General features: G+C 73.8%; 13 protein-coding genes and 2 pseudogenes. 10 read left to right on the top strand and 5 right to left on the bottom strand.

Annotated elements, in window-relative coordinates:
• The 3 genes and pseudogenes from MCAG_RS03150 to MCAG_RS03140 form a co-directional block, all read left to right on the top strand.
• Positions 1-217: pseudogene (locus MCAG_RS03150) on the top strand (urease accessory protein UreF); the annotation flags it as partial.
• Positions 207-932 carry an urease accessory protein UreG gene (gene ureG, locus MCAG_RS03145; RefSeq protein WP_007071531.1) on the top strand — a complete coding sequence of 242 codons (726 nt, stop codon included), beginning with the start codon at positions 207-209 and terminating at the stop codon, positions 930-932. The pseudogene MCAG_RS03150 and the gene ureG, both read left to right, overlap by 11 nt.
• Positions 932-1,669 (top strand): urease accessory protein UreD, encoded by a 738-nt coding sequence (locus MCAG_RS03140; RefSeq protein WP_036372116.1) that lies wholly within the window; start codon positions 932-934, stop codon positions 1,667-1,669. The genes ureG and MCAG_RS03140 overlap by 1 nt, the downstream gene beginning before the upstream one ends.
• A gap of 33 nt (positions 1,670-1,702) precedes the next feature.
• Here MCAG_RS03140 and MCAG_RS03135 read toward each other — a convergent pair whose 3' ends face one another.
• The gene (locus tag MCAG_RS03135) at positions 1,703-2,176 is read right to left on the bottom strand and encodes a MarR family winged helix-turn-helix transcriptional regulator (protein ID WP_036372113.1); all 474 of its coding nucleotides are present in this window, start codon (positions 2,174-2,176) and stop codon (positions 1,703-1,705) included.
• 97 nt (positions 2,177-2,273) lie between these two features.
• Between MCAG_RS03135 and MCAG_RS03130 the strand changes: the two genes are divergently transcribed.
• From MCAG_RS03130 to urtE, 7 genes and pseudogenes are all read left to right on the top strand, one after another.
• Positions 2,274-3,410: a substrate-binding domain-containing protein gene (locus MCAG_RS03130; protein WP_050777840.1), complete on the top strand. Its 1,137-nt coding sequence runs from the start codon at positions 2,274-2,276 to the stop codon at positions 3,408-3,410.
• A gap of 439 nt (positions 3,411-3,849) precedes the next feature.
• Positions 3,850-5,094, top strand: coding sequence for an urea ABC transporter substrate-binding protein (gene urtA / locus MCAG_RS03125; RefSeq protein WP_007071527.1), 1,245 nt, complete (start codon positions 3,850-3,852; stop codon positions 5,092-5,094).
• Positions 5,095-5,150: 56 nt separating this feature from the next.
• A complete protein-coding gene (urtB, locus tag MCAG_RS03120; RefSeq protein WP_007071526.1) occupies positions 5,151-6,038 on the top strand; it encodes an urea ABC transporter permease subunit UrtB in 888 nt (295 codons plus the stop codon).
• Positions 6,035-7,219 (top strand): urea ABC transporter permease subunit UrtC, encoded by a 1,185-nt coding sequence (gene urtC, locus MCAG_RS03115; protein ID WP_007071525.1) that lies wholly within the window; start codon positions 6,035-6,037, stop codon positions 7,217-7,219. The genes urtB and urtC overlap by 4 nt, the downstream gene beginning before the upstream one ends.
• Positions 7,216-7,380: pseudogene (locus MCAG_RS35585) on the top strand (ATP-binding cassette domain-containing protein); the annotation flags it as partial. The gene urtC and the pseudogene MCAG_RS35585, both read left to right, overlap by 4 nt.
• Before the next feature lie 112 nt (positions 7,381-7,492).
• On the top strand, positions 7,493-7,978 hold the full coding sequence (locus MCAG_RS35580) for an ATP-binding cassette domain-containing protein (protein WP_255348974.1): 486 nt from the start codon (positions 7,493-7,495) through the stop codon (positions 7,976-7,978).
• The gene (gene urtE / locus MCAG_RS03105; RefSeq protein WP_007071523.1) at positions 7,978-8,670 is read left to right on the top strand and encodes an urea ABC transporter ATP-binding subunit UrtE; all 693 of its coding nucleotides are present in this window, start codon (positions 7,978-7,980) and stop codon (positions 8,668-8,670) included. Before MCAG_RS35580 ends, urtE begins: the two co-directional genes overlap by 1 nt.
• 66 nt (positions 8,671-8,736) lie before the next feature.
• Here the strand turns inward: urtE and MCAG_RS03100 are convergent, their stop codons facing one another.
• The 4 genes from MCAG_RS03100 to MCAG_RS03085 all read right to left on the bottom strand — a co-directional run bounded on the left by MCAG_RS03100 (position 8,737) and on the right by MCAG_RS03085 (position 15,752).
• On the bottom strand, positions 8,737-9,702 hold the full coding sequence (locus MCAG_RS03100; protein ID WP_036372107.1) for a hypothetical protein: 966 nt from the start codon (positions 9,700-9,702) through the stop codon (positions 8,737-8,739).
• Positions 9,703-9,916: 214 nt separating this feature from the next.
• A complete protein-coding gene (locus tag MCAG_RS03095; protein WP_007071521.1) occupies positions 9,917-11,650 on the bottom strand; it encodes an ABC transporter ATP-binding protein in 1,734 nt (577 codons plus the stop codon).
• Complete coding sequence (locus tag MCAG_RS03090) at positions 11,647-13,359, bottom strand: ABC transporter ATP-binding protein (RefSeq protein WP_198141707.1); 1,713 nt, start codon at positions 13,357-13,359, stop codon at positions 11,647-11,649. The genes MCAG_RS03095 and MCAG_RS03090 overlap by 4 nt, the downstream gene beginning before the upstream one ends.
• Before the next feature lie 284 nt (positions 13,360-13,643).
• A complete protein-coding gene (locus MCAG_RS03085) occupies positions 13,644-15,752 on the bottom strand; it encodes a cellulose binding domain-containing protein (protein ID WP_007071519.1) in 2,109 nt (702 codons plus the stop codon).
• Between the last annotated feature and the right edge of the window lie 12 nt (positions 15,753-15,764).

Genomic DNA, 15,764 nt, shown 5'->3' with positions numbered 1-15,764 from the left:
CGGCCCGGCCAGCGCGGCGGTGCGGCTGCTCGGCCTCGACCCGTACCGGGTGCACGGGCTGCTCGCCGCCCTGACGGCCGACGTCGACGCCACGGCGGCGCGGGCGGTGGCCGCCGCCGGGGCACCGCCGCAGTGGCTGCCGGCCGCCTCGGCCCCCCTCAGTGACATCCATGCCGAAGTCCACACCACCTGGGAGGTGCGTCTCTTTGCGTCCTGAATCCATTCCCGTGACCTCGTCGCACGACGAGGACGTCCCCCACACCCATCCGGAGCCGGGGGTCGACCCGCACGCCCCGCTGCCGCCGGTCGCCCGGCCACTGCGCGTCGGCATCGGCGGGCCGGTCGGCTCGGGCAAGACCGCCCTGGTCGCCGCGCTGTGCCGGGCCTTCGCCACCGAGCTGCGGCTCGGCGTGGTCACCAACGACATCTACACCACCGAGGACGCGGACTTCCTGCGCCGGGCCGGGGTGCTCGACCCGACCCGGATCCGGGCGGTGGAGACGGGCTGCTGCCCGCACACGGCGATCCGCGACGACATCGGGGCGAACCTCGACGCGATCGACGAACTGGTCGAGGCGGTCGGCCCGCTGGACCTGGTGCTCGTGGAGAGCGGCGGGGACAACCTGACCGCCACGTTCAGCCGGGGCCTGGTCGACCGGCAGATCTTCGTGGTCGACGTGGCCGGCGGCGACAAGGTGCCGCGCAAGGGCGGGCCCGGGGTCACCGCCGCCGACCTCCTGGTGATCAACAAGACCGACCTGGCGCCGATGGTCGGCGCGGACCTCGACGTGATGGACCGCGACGCCCGGGCCCGCCGGGGCGACCTGCCGACGGTCTTCCTGTCCATCGTGGGCGACCCGGAGGCGACGCGGGTGGCCGGGTGGATCCGGCACGAACTGGCCCACCACCGGTCCGCCGTGGCCGTCGGCTGATGCGCGCGCGGGCCCGGGTGGTGGCACGGGCCGACGGTCGCGGCGGGACCCGCGTCGCGGAGCTGCGCGGCGAGTCGCCGTTGCTGCTGCGGTCGACCGCCGCCGAGGGCGGGGTCGCCACGGTGTACGTCGTGGGTGGCGCGGCCGGGCCGCTCGGCGGCGACGACCTGCTGCTGGAGGTGGAGGTGGGCCCCGGCGCGGCGTTGCGCGTCGGCAGCGTCGCCGCCTCGGTGGCGCTGCCGGGCCGGCCCGCCGCGGTGTCGCGGATGCGGGTGCACGCCGTGGTGCACGCCGGGGCCACGCTGCACTGGGTGCCGGAGCAGCTCGTCGCGGCGGCCGGCTGCGACCACGTCGCCGAGTCGTGGGTCGAGCTGGCCGCCGGGGCCCGGCTGACCTGGCGGGACGAGCTGATCTGCGGGCGGTACGGCGAGTCGCCGGGCGACGCCGTCGTACGGACCTCGGTCGACCACGCCGGCCGGCCGCTGCTGCGCCAGTCGATGGCGGTCGGCCCGTCCGCAGCCGGCTGGGCGGGGCCCGCCGTGCTCGGCGGCGCCCCGGCGACCGGGTCGCTGCTGCTGGTGGAGCCGGACGGCCCGGCCGGGCCCGGGGCGCGGCCGGTGACCGGCGACGACGGGGGGGCGGTGGCCTGGCTGCCGCTGGCCGGTGGCCCGGCGACGCTGATCACCGCCACTGCCGCCGACGCGCACACCCTGCGGGAACGGCTCACACCGGCCTGAGCGGGTCGCGGGGTGCCGCGCTGCCTGCGGGCGTCAGCGGGCCGCGACGCGGACGCGGGCCCCGGCCGCCGCGTCTACCGGGCGGCGGCCGGAGCCCAGCCGGTCGACCAGCGCGGACAGCGCCCCGGCCAGGGCGTCGTCTTCGGTGGTGAGGACGCCCAGGTCCGCCCGGACCAGGGCGTCGAGGCGTTCCTGTTCGCGCCGGCCCCGGGCGGTCAGGTACGCGCGGATGCGCCGCCGGTCCTGCGGGTCGATCCGCCGGTAGACCAGGTTCTGGTCGACGAGCTGGTCGATCAGCTTGGTCAGTGTCCCCGGCGGCAGGGACTCCTCGGTGGCGACCTCGCTCATCGGGTGCCCCTGCCCGTCGGCGAGCAGGCACAGCACCCGCCACGCCTCCACGGAGAGGCCCTCGGTGGCCAGGACCGCGCCGACGCGCCGCGCGAGCAGCCGCTCGGCACGGGTCAGCGCACGCAGCAGGTCGACGGGCGTCGCGGGCACCTCGGACATGACCCTCCCCCGTTCGGTGGGGCTGCCATCGTACCGAAAAGGTCCCGCATCGTGACCGGGTCTGGTGTGGGCACCGGCCGGCGGCAATCATGTCGTCATGTCCGTGCCGGCAGGGCGTCCGGCTGGTGCGCCGCATCCTCAGCCGGGGCAGACGCTCGACGTCCCCGCGCCCTGGCTCACCGTGGACCAGTCGGTGGTCAGCGTCGCGCTGGTCTACCCCATGCGGGGGCCCGCCGGGATGTTCGGCCCAACCTGCGAGCTCTGCGCCCAGCTGGCGGTGGAGGAGATCAATCGCGACGGCGGGGTGCTCGGCCGCGAGCTGCGGCTGGTGCCCGTCGACGGCGGTACCCACCCGGCCGAGGTGGCCGCCGAGGTGGAGGCGCTGGTGTCGACCGGCGCGGTGCAGGGGGTCACCGGCTGGCACATCTCCTCGGTGCGGCAGGCGGTGGCGCCGCGCGTCGCCCACCGGGTGCCGTACGTCTACACGGCGCTCTACGAGGGCGGCGAGCGCACCGAGGGGGTCTTCCTGACCAGCGAGACGCCCGACGCGCAGCTCTGGCCGGCGATGCGGCTGCTGGCCCGCGAGCAGGGCGTGCGCCGCTGGTACGTGGTGGGCAACGACTACGTCTGGCCTCGCCGCACGGCCCGCGCCGCCCAGCGGTACGCGCTGCGCAGCGGGGCGCGGGTGTGCGGGCAGTGGTTCCTGCCGCTGGACGCCCACGACTTCGGTCCCGTCCTGCGTGCCGTCGAGCAGTCCGAGGCCGACGGGGTGCTGATGCTGCTGGTCGGCGCGGACGCGGTCCGGTTCAACCGGGCGTTCGCCCGCAGCGGCCTGGACCAGCGCTGCCTGCGGCTGAGCACCCTGATGGACGAGAACATGCTACTGGCCAGCGGTGCGGGCGCGACCCGTCGGCTGTACAGCACGGCCGGGTTCTTCGCCGGCCTGGTCACCCGGGAGAACCTCGACTTCCACGGCGCGTACGCCCGCCGGTTCGGCATGGAGGCGCCGCCGCTGGGCAGCCTGGGTGAATCCTGCTACGAGGGTGTGATGCTGCTGGCGGCGCTGATCGCGCGGGCCCGGACCCTGGACGTGCGGGCGATCGGGGCCGCCGCCGACGCGGTGTCGTACCAGGGGCCGCGGGGCGAGCTGCGGTTGCGGCGTCGGCACGTGCGCCAGCGGATTTATCTGGCCGAGGCCGACGGGCTCGACTTCGCGGTGCTGGCCGAGCTGTAGGCGCGCTTGACAGCCGGCCGGGGGACCCCGCTAAAATTCCTTCACGCAGGAAGTAACTGGCCCGCCGAACGTCTCGCCGAAATGGCGTCCCGGCGCGCCGGCGACCGTTCTGTCGTATTCTCGGTGTAAGCCGCCGTCGTTTCCGTGAACGCTCCGGAAATGGCGGCGGCTTTTCGTGTTCGCCCCGCTGACCCGGGCCGTCCAGGCCGCTCGGGAAACAGGCAATTAAAGGCTGGGAAACGTGGCTGCAATGAATTGAGTTGAGGCTTTGCCCTGCCGAAGTCCATGCGGATGATCGGCCGGCGTCCCACCCGCCGGCCGGCCTTACCGCCCGATGCGACACCTGTGACCGCACCGCTCAACAAATCACCAATGGCAATGCAGCCCGGCCCGGCAGGGCCGGTGGTCGTCGCTCCACGCATACCGCAGGGGAGATTGCATGTCACTGTTTCGGGGCCGCCGTATCCTGGCCGGCGCCATGGCCCTCATCGCCGCGTCCGCGCTGGCCGCGTGCGGCAGCAAGACCTCCGACAACACGTCCGGCACGGGCGTCAGCGCCGACGTCTCGGGCGACACCGTCAAGGTTGGCCTGCTCAATTCGCTCTCCGGCACGATGGCCATCAGCGAGGTCACCGTCCGCGACTCGATCATGCTGGCCGTGGAGGAGATCAACGCGGCCGGGGGTGTCCTCGGCAAGAAGATCGTTCCGGTCGGCGAGGACGGCGCCTCGGACTGGCCGACCTTCGCCGAGAAGGCCGAGAAGCTCATCTCCGAGGACCGCGTCGCCGCCGTCTTCGGCTGCTGGACCTCCGCCAGCCGCAAGGCCGTCAAGCCGGTGTTCGAGAAGAACAAGGCGCTGCTGTTCTACCCGGTTCAGTACGAGGGCCTGGAACAGTCGCCGTACATCTTCTACACAGGCGCGACGACCAACCAGCAGATCGTTCCCGGCCTGGACTATCTCAAGGCGCAGGGCAAGAAGTCGGTCTACCTCGTGGGCAGCGACTACGTCTTCCCCCGGACGGCCAACAAAATCATCAAGGCGTACGCGAAGGCCAACGGGATGACCGTTTTGGGCGAGGACTACGCCCCGCTCGGCTCCACCGAGTTCGGCACCATCGTCAACAAGGTGAAGTCGGCGAAGGCCGACGCGGTGTTCAACACGCTCAACGGCGACAGCAACGTGGCGTTCTTCAAGGAGTACACCTCCGCCGGGCTCAACGCCGCAAGCATGCCCGTGGTGTCCGTGTCGATCGCCGAGGAGGAGGTCAAGGGCATCGGCACCCAGTACCTCAAGGACCAGCTCACGGCCTGGAACTACTACCAGACCACCCCGGGCGGGGTGAACGCGAAGTTCGTCGCCGCGTACAAGGCGAAGTACGGCGCGGACAAGCCCACCAGCGACCCGATGGAGGCCGCGTACGTCGCCGTGTACCTGTGGAAGGCGATGGTCACCAAGGCCGGCTCCTTCGAGGTGGAGAAGGTCCGTGCCGCCGCCGACGGCATCACCTACGAGGCCCCCGAGGGCCTGGTCACCGTGGACGGCCCGACCCAGCACATCGCCAAGACCGCCCGGATCGGCAAGGTCGGCGCGGACGGGCTGATCACCGAGGTGTGGAACTCCGGCCAGCCGATCAAGCCGGACCCGTACCTCAAGAGCTACCCCTGGGCGACCGGCCTGAGCTGACCAACCGGCCCGGGCGGCCCCGCCGCCGCCCGGGCCCCACCCTTCTCGGAGCTACCGTGACAGTCCTCTTCGGACAGCTCTTCACCGGCGTCAGCATCGGCGCGGTCCTGCTGCTCGTCGCGCTAGGGCTCGCGCTGACCTTCGGCCAGATGAACGTCATCAACATGGCCCACGGCGAGTTCATCATGGCCGGCGCCTACACCACCTACGTGCTCCAGCAGACGATCACCTCGGCCGGCTGGTCGCTGCTGGTCGCCCTGCCCGTCGCCTTCGCGGTGGCCGGCGCGCTCGGGGTGCTGCTGGAGGTGCTGCTCATCCGCCGCCTCTACGCCCGGCCCCTGGACACCCTGCTCGTCACCTGGGGCGTGTCGCTGATGCTCCAGCAGGCGGCCCGGGACGTCTTCGGCAGCCCCAACGTGCAGACCCGCGCGCCCGCGCTGCTCACCGGCAACGTGTCGCTTCCCGGCGGGATCACCGTGGCCAACAACCGGCTGTTCATCCTCGGCCTCGCCGTGGCGGCCGTGGTGGCGCTGACCCTCGCGCTGCGGCTCACCCCGCTGGGCCGCCGCATCCGCGCCGTGGTGCAGAACCGCGACCTCGCCGCCGTCTCCGGCATCGCCACCGCCCGGGTCGACCGGACCACGTTCTTCGTCGGCTCCGGGCTGGCCGGCGTCGCCGGGGTCGCGCTGACCCTGCTCGGGCCGATCGGCCCGACGATGGGCACCAACCTCATCATCGACGCCTTCCTGGTGGTCGTGGTCGGCGGGATCGGCCAGCTCAAGGGCAGCGTGATCGTCGCCTTCGCCCTCGGCGTGCTCCAGGCCACCGGTGAGTACCTCACTACCCTCAGCGTCGCCAAGGTGATCGTCTTCGTGGCGATCGTCGCGTTCCTCCAGTGGCGGCCACAGGGCCTGTTCACCCTGCGTACCAGGAGTCTGGCATGACCACCGTGACCGGCGCGACCAATGCCACCGACGAGCCCGCCGCCCCGCCGCAGCCGCCCGCGCCCCGCCGTACCGGCGGGCGGGCCCGCACGGCGCTCGGCTTCGCGGCCGGCGCGGCGCTGCTGTTCGGCGTGGCCCCGCTGGTGCTGTCGGACTTCCGGCTGGCACTGCTGGCCAAGTACCTCTGCGTGGCGATGGTCGCCGTCGGCATCGGCATCGCCTGGGGACGCGGCGGGATGCTCACCCTCGGCCAGGGCGTCTTCTTCGGCCTCGGCGGCTACGCGATGGCCATGCACCTCAAGCTCGCCGACGCGGGCCCCGGCGCGCTGCCCGACTTCATGCAGCTGTACGGGCAGCTCGACGAGCTGCCGTGGTGGTGGCGGCCCTTCGCCAGCCCCTGGTTCGCCCTGCCCGCCACAGTGCTGCTGCCCATGGCCGTCGCCTTCGGGCTCGGCTCGCTGGTGTTCCGCCGCCGCGTGCGGGGTGCCTACTTCGCCATCCTCAGCCAGGCCCTGGCCGCCGCGATGGTGATCCTGCTGGTCGGCCAGCAGGGCACCACCGGCGGCACCAACGGCCTGACCGACATCCAGGGCTTCTTCGGCTACGACCTGGACGACCCGGTCAACCAGCGCACCGTCTACTTACTGATCGCCGCCGCCCTGCTGGCGCTGCTCGCGGGGGCCCGCCAGCTCATCCGCAGCCGCTACGGCGAACTGCTGGTGGCCGTCCGCGACGGCGAGGAGCGGGTCCGGTTCCTCGGGTACGACCCGGCCACCGTCAAGGTCGTCGCGTACGTGGTGGCCGCCGGGATGGCCGGGCTGGCCGGTGCGCTGTTCGTGCCGGCCGTGGGCATCATCTCGCCCGCCCTGATCGGCATCGTGCCGTCCATCGAGTTCGTCATCGGCGTGGCCGTCGGCGGCCGGGCCACCCTGCTTGGGCCGGTGCTCGGCGCGGTCGCGGTCGCCTGGGCCCGTACCGCGCTGTCCGAGCGGTTCCCGGGCACCTGGACGTACCTACAGGGGCTGCTGTTCGTGCTGGTGGTCGCCTTCCTCCCCGGCGGCCTGGCGTCGCTGTGGGCGTTGGCCCGCAACCGGCGCGCGGAGCCCGACCGGCCGCCGCGGTGGCGGCGGGTCCTGCCCTCCGGGCGGGGCCGGACCCGGACGGAGGTGCCGGCGGCATGACCGGCGGACAGAGCGACGGCCTGCGCGTGCGGGACCTGCGGGTCAGCTTCGACGGTTTCACCGCCGTCGACGGCGTCGACCTCGACGTGCCCGCCGGTGACCTGCGGTTCCTCATCGGGCCCAACGGCGCCGGCAAGACCACCCTCGTCGACGCCGTCACGGGGCTGGTCCGGGCCACCGGCTCGGTCCACTTCGGCGACCGGGAACTGCTCGGCCGGGACGTGCACCGCATCGCCCGGCTCGGCGTGGGGCCGCACCTTCCAGACCGCCGCTGTGTTCGAGGAACTGACCGTCGCGCAGAATCTCGACATCGCAGCCGGGGCTGGGCGCAGCTGGTGGACGCTGGCCCGCCGTCGGCGACGGATGCCCGACGAGGTCGTCGCCGCCCTGGACACCATCGGCCTCGCCGGCCGGGCCGACCACCTCGCCGGCACCCTCGCCCACGGGCAGAAGCAGTGGCTGGAGATCGGCATGTTGCTGGTCTCCGACGCCCGGCTGCTGCTGCTCGACGAGCCGGTCGCCGGGATGAGCCACGACGAGCGGGACGCCACCGGCGCCCTGCTGGAGACCGTCAGCCGGGACCGGACCGTCGTGGTCATCGAGCACGACATGGACTTCCTGCGCCGCTTCGCCCGCAGCGTGACCGTGCTGCACGCCGGGCGGGTGCTCAGCGAGGGCACCGTCGCCCAGGTCCAGGCCGACCCCCGGGTGCAGGAGGTCTACCTCGGCCACCCCGTCGACGCTCCCACGGAGGCGTGATGTTGACACTGCGCGGCGTGCACGCCGGGTACGGGCGCAGCCTGGTGCTGCACGGCGTGGACCTCGCCGTCCCCGCCGACGGGGTCGCTGCCGTGCTGGGCCACAACGGGGCCGGCAAGAGCACCCTGCTGCGGGTCGCGGTGGGCCTGCTGCGGCCCCGCGCCGGCACCGTCGAGCTGGCCGGGGAGGACGTCACCCGGCTCGCCCCGCACCAGCGGGTCGCCCGGGGCATGGCGTACGTGCCGCAGGGGCAGCAGTGCTTCCCGCACCTGACGGCGGAGGAGAACCTGCGGCTGGTCGCAGACGGCCGGCGCGACGGCGCGGCGGCCACCGCCGAGGCGCTCGACCTGTTCCCGGCGCTGCGTCCGCTGCTGCGCCGCCGGGCCGGGCTGCTCTCCGGCGGCCAGCGCCAGCAGCTCGCCATCGCCCGGGCGCTGATCACCCGGCCGAAGCTGCTGCTGCTCGACGAGCCCACCGAGGGCATCCAGCCCTCGGTGGTCACCGAGATCCAGGACCGCGTCGTCGAGCTGACCGCTCGCGCCGGGATCCAGGTGCTCCTCGTGGAGCAGCACCTCGGCTTCGCGCTGCGGGTGGCCCAGCGGTACTACGTGCTGGAGTCCGGGCGGGTCACCTCGACCGGCGACGGCGGGGCCACCGCCGAGCCCGCCGTACGCGCCGCGCTCGCCGTCTGACCCCACACGGTGGTCCGGGGAGGACGCCGCGGCGTCCTCCCCGGACCGGTGCGCCGCTCGAACGGGCTACAGCCCGAGCAGCGCCTGGTGGATTCGGTGCTGCGCGCCCCGGACGAAGAGCCGCAGCTCCCCGCCGTAGACCGCCGCCGCCGGCACCGACCGCGCGCCGGCGGGACCGGGCAGGGCCGCCCAACCCGACCAGGTGTTGGTGGACGTCGAGTAGCGGTTGGTGCGGATGGTGTTGCTGGTGCCCTGGGTGAACAGGTGCAGGTCGCCGCCGTAGACGGTGGCGGTTGGTGCGGATTTCGCGCCGGCGGTGCCGGGCAGGGTGGTCCAGCCGGACCAGGTGTTGGTGGACGTCGAGTAGCGGTTGGTGCGGATGGTGTTGCTGGTGCCCTGGGTGAACAGGTGCAGGTCGCCGCCGTAGACGGTGGCGGTTGGTGCGGATTTCGCGCCGGCGGTGCCGGGCAGGGTGGTCCAGCCGGACCAGGTGTTGGTGGACGTCGAGTAGCGGTTGGTGCGGATGGTGTTGCTGGTGCCCTGGGTGAACAGGTGCAGGTCGCCGCCGTAGACGGTGGCGGTTGGTGCGGATTTCGCGCCGGCGGTGCCGGGCAGGGTGGTCCAGCCGGACCAGGTGTTGGTGGACGTCGAGTAGCGGTTGGTGCGGATGGTGTTGCTGGTGCCCTGGGTGAACAGGTGCAGGTCGCCGCCGTAGACGGTGGCGGTTGGTGCGGATTTCGCGCCGGCGGTGCCGGGCACCGTGGCCCAGCCCGACCAGGTGTCGGTGGCGAGGGTGTAACGGTCGACCCGCACGGTGTCGCCGGTGCCCCGGGCGAACAGGTGCAGGTCGCCGCCGTACACCACCGCGCCCGGCCCGGAGCGGGCCTGGGCCAGACCCGGCACGGCCGTCCAGCCGGATGTGGGCGGAAGCTGCGGGCGGCCCCAGTTCTGCGCCGGCGCCGCAGAGGCCGGCGCAGCGACCAGCGTGGTGGCCCCCAGGGCGAGCACCAGCAGTCGGCTCAGCGTTCTCACTGGATGAGGTAAGTGCACATGCGCTCCTTCGTGGACGGTGATCGGTGGTGCCCCGGCGTGGCCGCCGGGCCCGAAAGGCCATGCTCGTCGCCGGCTCGTCGGCTGTACACCGCCGAACGGTCCTGCGGTCCCGCTGTCCGGGCACGGTACGGGCTCCCGCAGCGCGTCGGCACCACGGCCGGCACTCCGTCACCGGGGGCGGGGCCGGTCGGTGTCACGAGCCGTGCCAGGAGCGCCAGAGCGACGCGTACACGCCGCCGGCGGCGACCAACTCGTCGTGACCGCCGATCTCGGTGATCCGACCGTCCTCCAGCACCGCCACCCGGTCGGCGTCGTGGGCGGTGTTGAGCCGGTGCGCGATGGCGATGACGGTGCGCCCGGCGAGCACCGCCGCGAGCGCCCGTTCGGTGCGCCGGGCGGTCGTCGGGTCCAGCGCGGCGGTCGCCTCGTCGAGGATGAGCGTGTCCGGGTCGGCCAGCACGAGCCGGGCCAGCGCCAACTGCTGGGCCTCGGCGGCGGCCAGGCCCCGGGCGCCGTCGCCGAGTTGCGTGTCGAGGCCGTCGGGCAGGTCGGCGTACCAGTCGGCGCCGACCGTGGCCAGCGCGCCGCGCATCCGCTCGTCGGTGGCCTCCGGGGCGGCGAAGGCGAGGTTGTCGCGCAGCGAGCCGATGAAGACGTGGTGCTCCTGCGTGACCAGCGCGATCCGGCGACGCCGCTCGGCCGGGTCCAGGTCGGTGACCCTGACGCCGCCGAGGCTCACCACCCCCGCCTGCGGGGCGTCGATCCCGGCGAGCAGCCGGGCCAGAGTGGACTTCCCGGCCCCCGAGGGGCCGACGACGGCGAGGCGCTGCCCGGGCTCGACCGTCAGGTCGATGCCGTGCAGCACCTCGTGGCCCTCGGCGTACGAGAACCGCGCGCCCCGCACCACGAGCCGCCGCCCGTGCGGCGCGTCCGCCCGGCCGCGCGGCTCCGGCGGCACCAGTCCCACACCGAGGACCCGGGCGAACGAGGCGATGCCGCGCTGCGCCTGCTCGATCCACAGCAGCAGCCGGTCCATCGGGTCGATCGCCTGCTGGAGGTAGAGCGCGGCGGCGACCACCTCGCCGAGGGTGGCCATGCCGCGCGACAGGAAGACACCGCCGACGAGGAGCACGGCGGCGACCGGCAGCGCGTAGCTGGCCTCCACCACGGGGTAGAACACCGACCGCAGCGCGAGCGTGGCCCGCCGGGCGGCCCAGACCCCGGCGATCCGCCGGGTGCCGTACGCGACGCGGTCGGCGCCGAGACGCAGCGCCTCGATCGTGCGGGCGCCCTCCGCGGTCGTGGTCAACGCCTCGGTCAGCTCCGCCGTCGCGGCCCCCTCGGCGAGGTATGCGGGCCCGGCCCGGCGTAGGTACCAACGGGTCACCGCCCAGATCGACGGCAGCCCGGCCAGCGCGAGGAAACCGAGCAGCGGGTCCAGCAGGAACACCGCCGCGAACAGCAGGATCAGGTGCATCCCGGCGATGACGACGGTCGGCACGACGTCGCGCATGGTGGTGCCGACGGTCGTCACGTCGACCGAGCTGCGGGTGGCCAGGTCGCCGGTGCCGGCGCGTTCGACCACAGACACGGGCAGGGCGAGGATCCGGGAGACGAACTCCTCGCGCAGCCGGGCCATGGTCCGCTCGCCGAACCGGTGCCCGGCGTACTGGGCGTACCGGGAGAGCAGGCCCTGCACGAGCACGCAGGCGGCGATGCCCAGTGCCAGCCGGTCCACGGCGGCGGCGCCCGCTCCGGCGGAGACCTCGTCCACGATCCGGCCGAGCAGCCACGGCCCGCCGAGCCCCGCGATCGTGGCGGCGGCGTGCAGCGCCAGCACCACGGCCACGGCCCGCCGGTCCCGCGCGACCAGGTCGAGGGCGGCCCCACGTACGGCGGACCGGTCCGCCACCGGAAGCTTCGTCACCGCCGTGCCCGCCCTGCCTCGACGCTCTCGTCGTCGCCATCGGCGGAGCCGCCGGTCCGGGACACCAGCGCGCGGTATCCCGGGTGCCGGTCGAGCAGGTCGGCGTGGGTGCCGGTGGCGACGATCCGGCCGGCGTTCAGATGCGCGACGACGTCGGCGTGCCCGAGCAGCAGCGGCGACGTGGCCAGCACGACCGTGGTCCGACCGGCCCGGGCATCGCGTAGGCGACGCGCGATGCGTGCCTCGGTGTGGGAGTCCACGGCGGACGTCGGGTCGACGAGGATCAGCACCTCCGGCTCGGCCAGCAGGGCCCGGGCGAGGCGCACCCGCTGTCGCTGGCCGCCGGAGAGCGTGCGGGCCCGGGCCCCGATCGGGGTGTCCAGACCGTTGGGCAGCGCGTCGGCGACGTCCTGCGCGGACGCGGCGTGCAGCGCGGCCCGGACGTCCGCGTCGTCGTCGCCGTCTCCGGCCGCGCGCGCGGCACCGGTCGCCTCCGGGTCGGCCTCGCCGGCCGCCGCCCGGCCGCGCAGGATCTGCCGCAGGGTGCCCGCGAAGAGGTACGCGTCGTGGTCGGCGACGAGGATCCGGGCGCGCACCTCGTCGAGGTCGACCGCGGCCAGCGGTACGCCGCCCCACGTCGCGTCGCTGGCGACGTACCGCCCGAGCCGTTCGGCCAGGGCGACGGCCTCGGCCGGGTCGTCGGCGGCGACGCCCACCAGCCGGCCCGGCGGTACCACCAGCCCGGTGGTCGGGTCGCACAGCTCGGCCGGGTGCTTCGGCGCGGTCGCAGTCACCGGCCCGCCCGCCCGGTCGGGGGTCAGCCGCAGCAGGCCGACGATGCGGCGGGCCGCGACCCGCCCCTGGATGAGCTGGTAGCCGCCCTCCAGCAGGAACCAGACCGGCACGACGAGGACCGCCGTGTACCCGTACACGGCGACCATCTGCCCGATGGTGATCTCGCCGTCCGCCGCCATCCGTGCGGCGAGCCACACCACGGCTGCGAGGAAGAGCCCCGGCACGGCGATCGTCAGTGCATTGATCCAGCTTGCCACCGCGCCCACCCGGTAACCCTCGTCCAGCAGGGCGCGGGAGCGGGCCGCGTACCGGCGGGCGAACAGGTGGCGACCGCCGACCCCGGCGAGCACCCGCAGGCCGGCGACGATGTCGTCGGCCCGGGTGGTCAGCTCGCCCTGCTGCTGCCGGTAGGTCGACTCCGCCCGCTCCAGCCGACGCAGCAACGGGCCGACCGCCACCGCGATCGCCGGCACGCCCAGCAGCACCAGCGCCGCGAGCGGCGGGGCCACCGACCAGAGCAGCACGGCGACGACCCCGTACGCGATGACGGCGCCCACCCCGGGGCCGCTCAGTGTCAGCACGTGCGAGGTGCGCACGATGTCGTACCCGCCGACCGTGGCGACGTCACCGGCGGCCAGCCGGCGGGGGAGCACCGCACCGAGCCCGCAGAGGCGGCGCAGCAGCACCTCCGCGGAGCGGGCGCTAGCGTCCTCCCGGACGAACGTCATCGTGCGGTGCCGCATGATGCCCGCCCAGGCCAGCCCCGACCCGGCCGCCACGATCGCAGCAACCCACCACAGCAACGCCCGCCCGTCGCGCGCGCGGAGCCCGTCGTCGATGGCGCGGGAGACCAGGTACGGGCGGACTGACAGCCCGACCATCCACAGCGTCCCGATGACGCTGCCACGCAGCACGCGCCACGGCTGGCGGCGGATCAGCCACCAGACGTACCGCAGCGGCCCCGACGTGTCGGGAACACCGGGCTCGGGATGGGGGATCCGCAGCGGCACCGAACCAGGCTAACGATCCCTTCCGCCGCTTACCGCCCCGTTTCGTGTCGTTCCGGTCACCGGCGTGGCGGCCGGGCAGGGGCGTCTTGTCGCCGTGCCCGCTGCCGCCGGCGGGGCCCGGAGGCTCCGCCGGCGGCGACGGCCGGGAGTCCGTCAGCCGGTCCCGACGCGGGGGGTCGACAACCGCGTCACAGCACGGCGCAGGGGGTGCCGTTGAGGGTGAACGCGGCGGGTGGGACGTTCGGGCCGCTGTACGCGCCCACGAAGCCGGCGCTCGTGCTGCCCCCGCCGCCGGCGATGTCGGCGGTGTTGGTGACCGTGACGGTCCGGCCGGTCTGCGTCCAGTTGGCGTTCCAGCCGCTGTCCATCCGCTGCCAGGTGGTCGGCCAGGTGAAGGTGAGCGTCCAGCCGTCGATCGGATGGGTCCCGTTGTTGACGATGTCGACGGTGCCGATGTACCCGTTGCCCCAGTTGTTGGTGCTGCGGAAGCGCACTCCGCACGCGCTGTCCGCCGGGCCGGCGGTGGTGAAGGTCACCGGCGGCGAGGACCAGGAGAGCCGGCCCGCGCCGTCGCGGGCCAGCACGTTGAGCGTGTACCGGGTGCCCGGCACGAGGTTGCCGACCGCGAACGAGGAGCCGGTTGTCTCGCCGAGCTGCTCGCTGACCGTGCCGTTCTGCCGGTACACCTCGTACTTCAGGGGCTCGCCGGCGGCGGGGGGCAGCGCGGGCCAGATGATCGTCGCCCCCCGGTCGGTGACGTCGGTGGCGGTGGGCTGCGCGGGCGCGCTCGGCGCGCCGGTGACCACTCCGGCCGGGCGCAGCACGAGCGTGGTCAGCGAGTACGGCGGCAGGGTGCGGCTGGTCGCGTTGCCGGACTGGCTGGTGGCCACGGCGGTGGCGCCATTGGTGAGGGTGTGCACGGTCGGCGCGGCGGCCGACGGGGCGAACCCGGCGTAGTCGATGGCGACCGGGTGGGCGTTGTCCGGGTCCTTGTTCACCAGCAGCACCGCGAGGTCCCCGTTGGGCCGGCGCACGGCGTGCGCGGTGACCAGGGCCTCGCTGGTGCCGGCCCGGACGAACTGGCCGCCGGCCCCGGCGAACAGGTTCATCATGGACAGCGCGTGGTACGGGGCGAACGGCGTGTTCAGCGGTGGCTCGCACACCGAGCCGTCGGAGGTGCAGGTCCCGCTGGAGAGCATGCCGTAGTCGCCGTAGTCGGTGTGGCCGGCTACCTCGGAGACCGTGCCGATGCCGTTGTGCACGTTCCACCACTGGACGGTGAAGACCCCGTTCTCCAGCAGCTCGCTGTACGCGTCGGCGAGGAACAGCGCGCCCGGCTGGGTGTTCTGGCCCGTGCCGACGTTCAGCTCGGTGAGGCTGATACCGATGCGCGCGGCGTTCGGCCCCGCGTACCGGGCGATCTGCTGGCGCAGCAGGTAGGCCGCCTCGTCGATGTGGGCGATGCGTTCCAGCGACTCGGCGGCGGTGCCGCCCGGGTACCAGTGCACGTCGACGAAGTCGATCTTCGGCCCGGCGATGGACAGCACCGCCTGGTTCCACGGGCCCGGGTCGGTGCCCGCGGTGATTCCGTCCGGCCAGTTCCCCGGCATGGTCAGCACCGCGCCGACCTTGATGGTGGGATCGACGGCCTTCATCGCGTCGGCGTACTCGACGACCAGGTTCGCGTAGTACGTCGCGCTCTTGTCCGGGTGGTTGTCGGCCTCCCAGCCCGAGCCGTAGTGGCCGTTGCCGTAGTTCTCGTTGCCGACCGTCCAGTACTTCGCGCCGTACTTCTTCGTGACGTTGGCGTACCGCACCCAGTCGGCGGCCTCGGCCGGGGTGCCGGTGCCGTAGTTCGCGATGATCATCGGCTGGGCGCCGGCCCGCTTCGCCCCGGCCATGAAGGTGTCGAAGTCGGTGTTCGGGGCCACGTAGCCGCCGGGCGCGGTGTGGTCCTTCCAGTGGTAGATGTCGGCGTACGAGCCGCCGGGGTAGCGCAGCATCTGGACGCCGGCCGCGCGAAGCAGGTCTGACGTCTCGTTGGTGCCCAGGTTCGTGTCCCAGATGGCGTGGTTGACGCCCAGTGCGGTGTTCGGCACGCCCGCCAGCCCCGCCCGCGCGTTCACGGTGACGGCGACCGGGTCGACGGCCGCGCTGACGCCCGGGGGGTTGATCGCGGAGAGCGCGGCGGTGGCGAGCAACGCGCTCGCCGTGACCGCCGCCCAGCGGCGTCGGCCGGCCCGTGCCGGGTGCGACGCTGCTGGGCGCTGAGCCCGGTAAGTGATCGGGTGGTTCATGCTGAGTTCCTT

It is taken from the genome of Micromonospora sp. ATCC 39149 (genome assembly GCF_000158815.1).
In the GTDB taxonomy this organism is placed as follows: Bacteria; Actinomycetota; Actinomycetes; order Mycobacteriales; family Micromonosporaceae; genus Micromonospora.
This window is presented reverse-complemented; position numbering and strand designations above follow the sequence as displayed.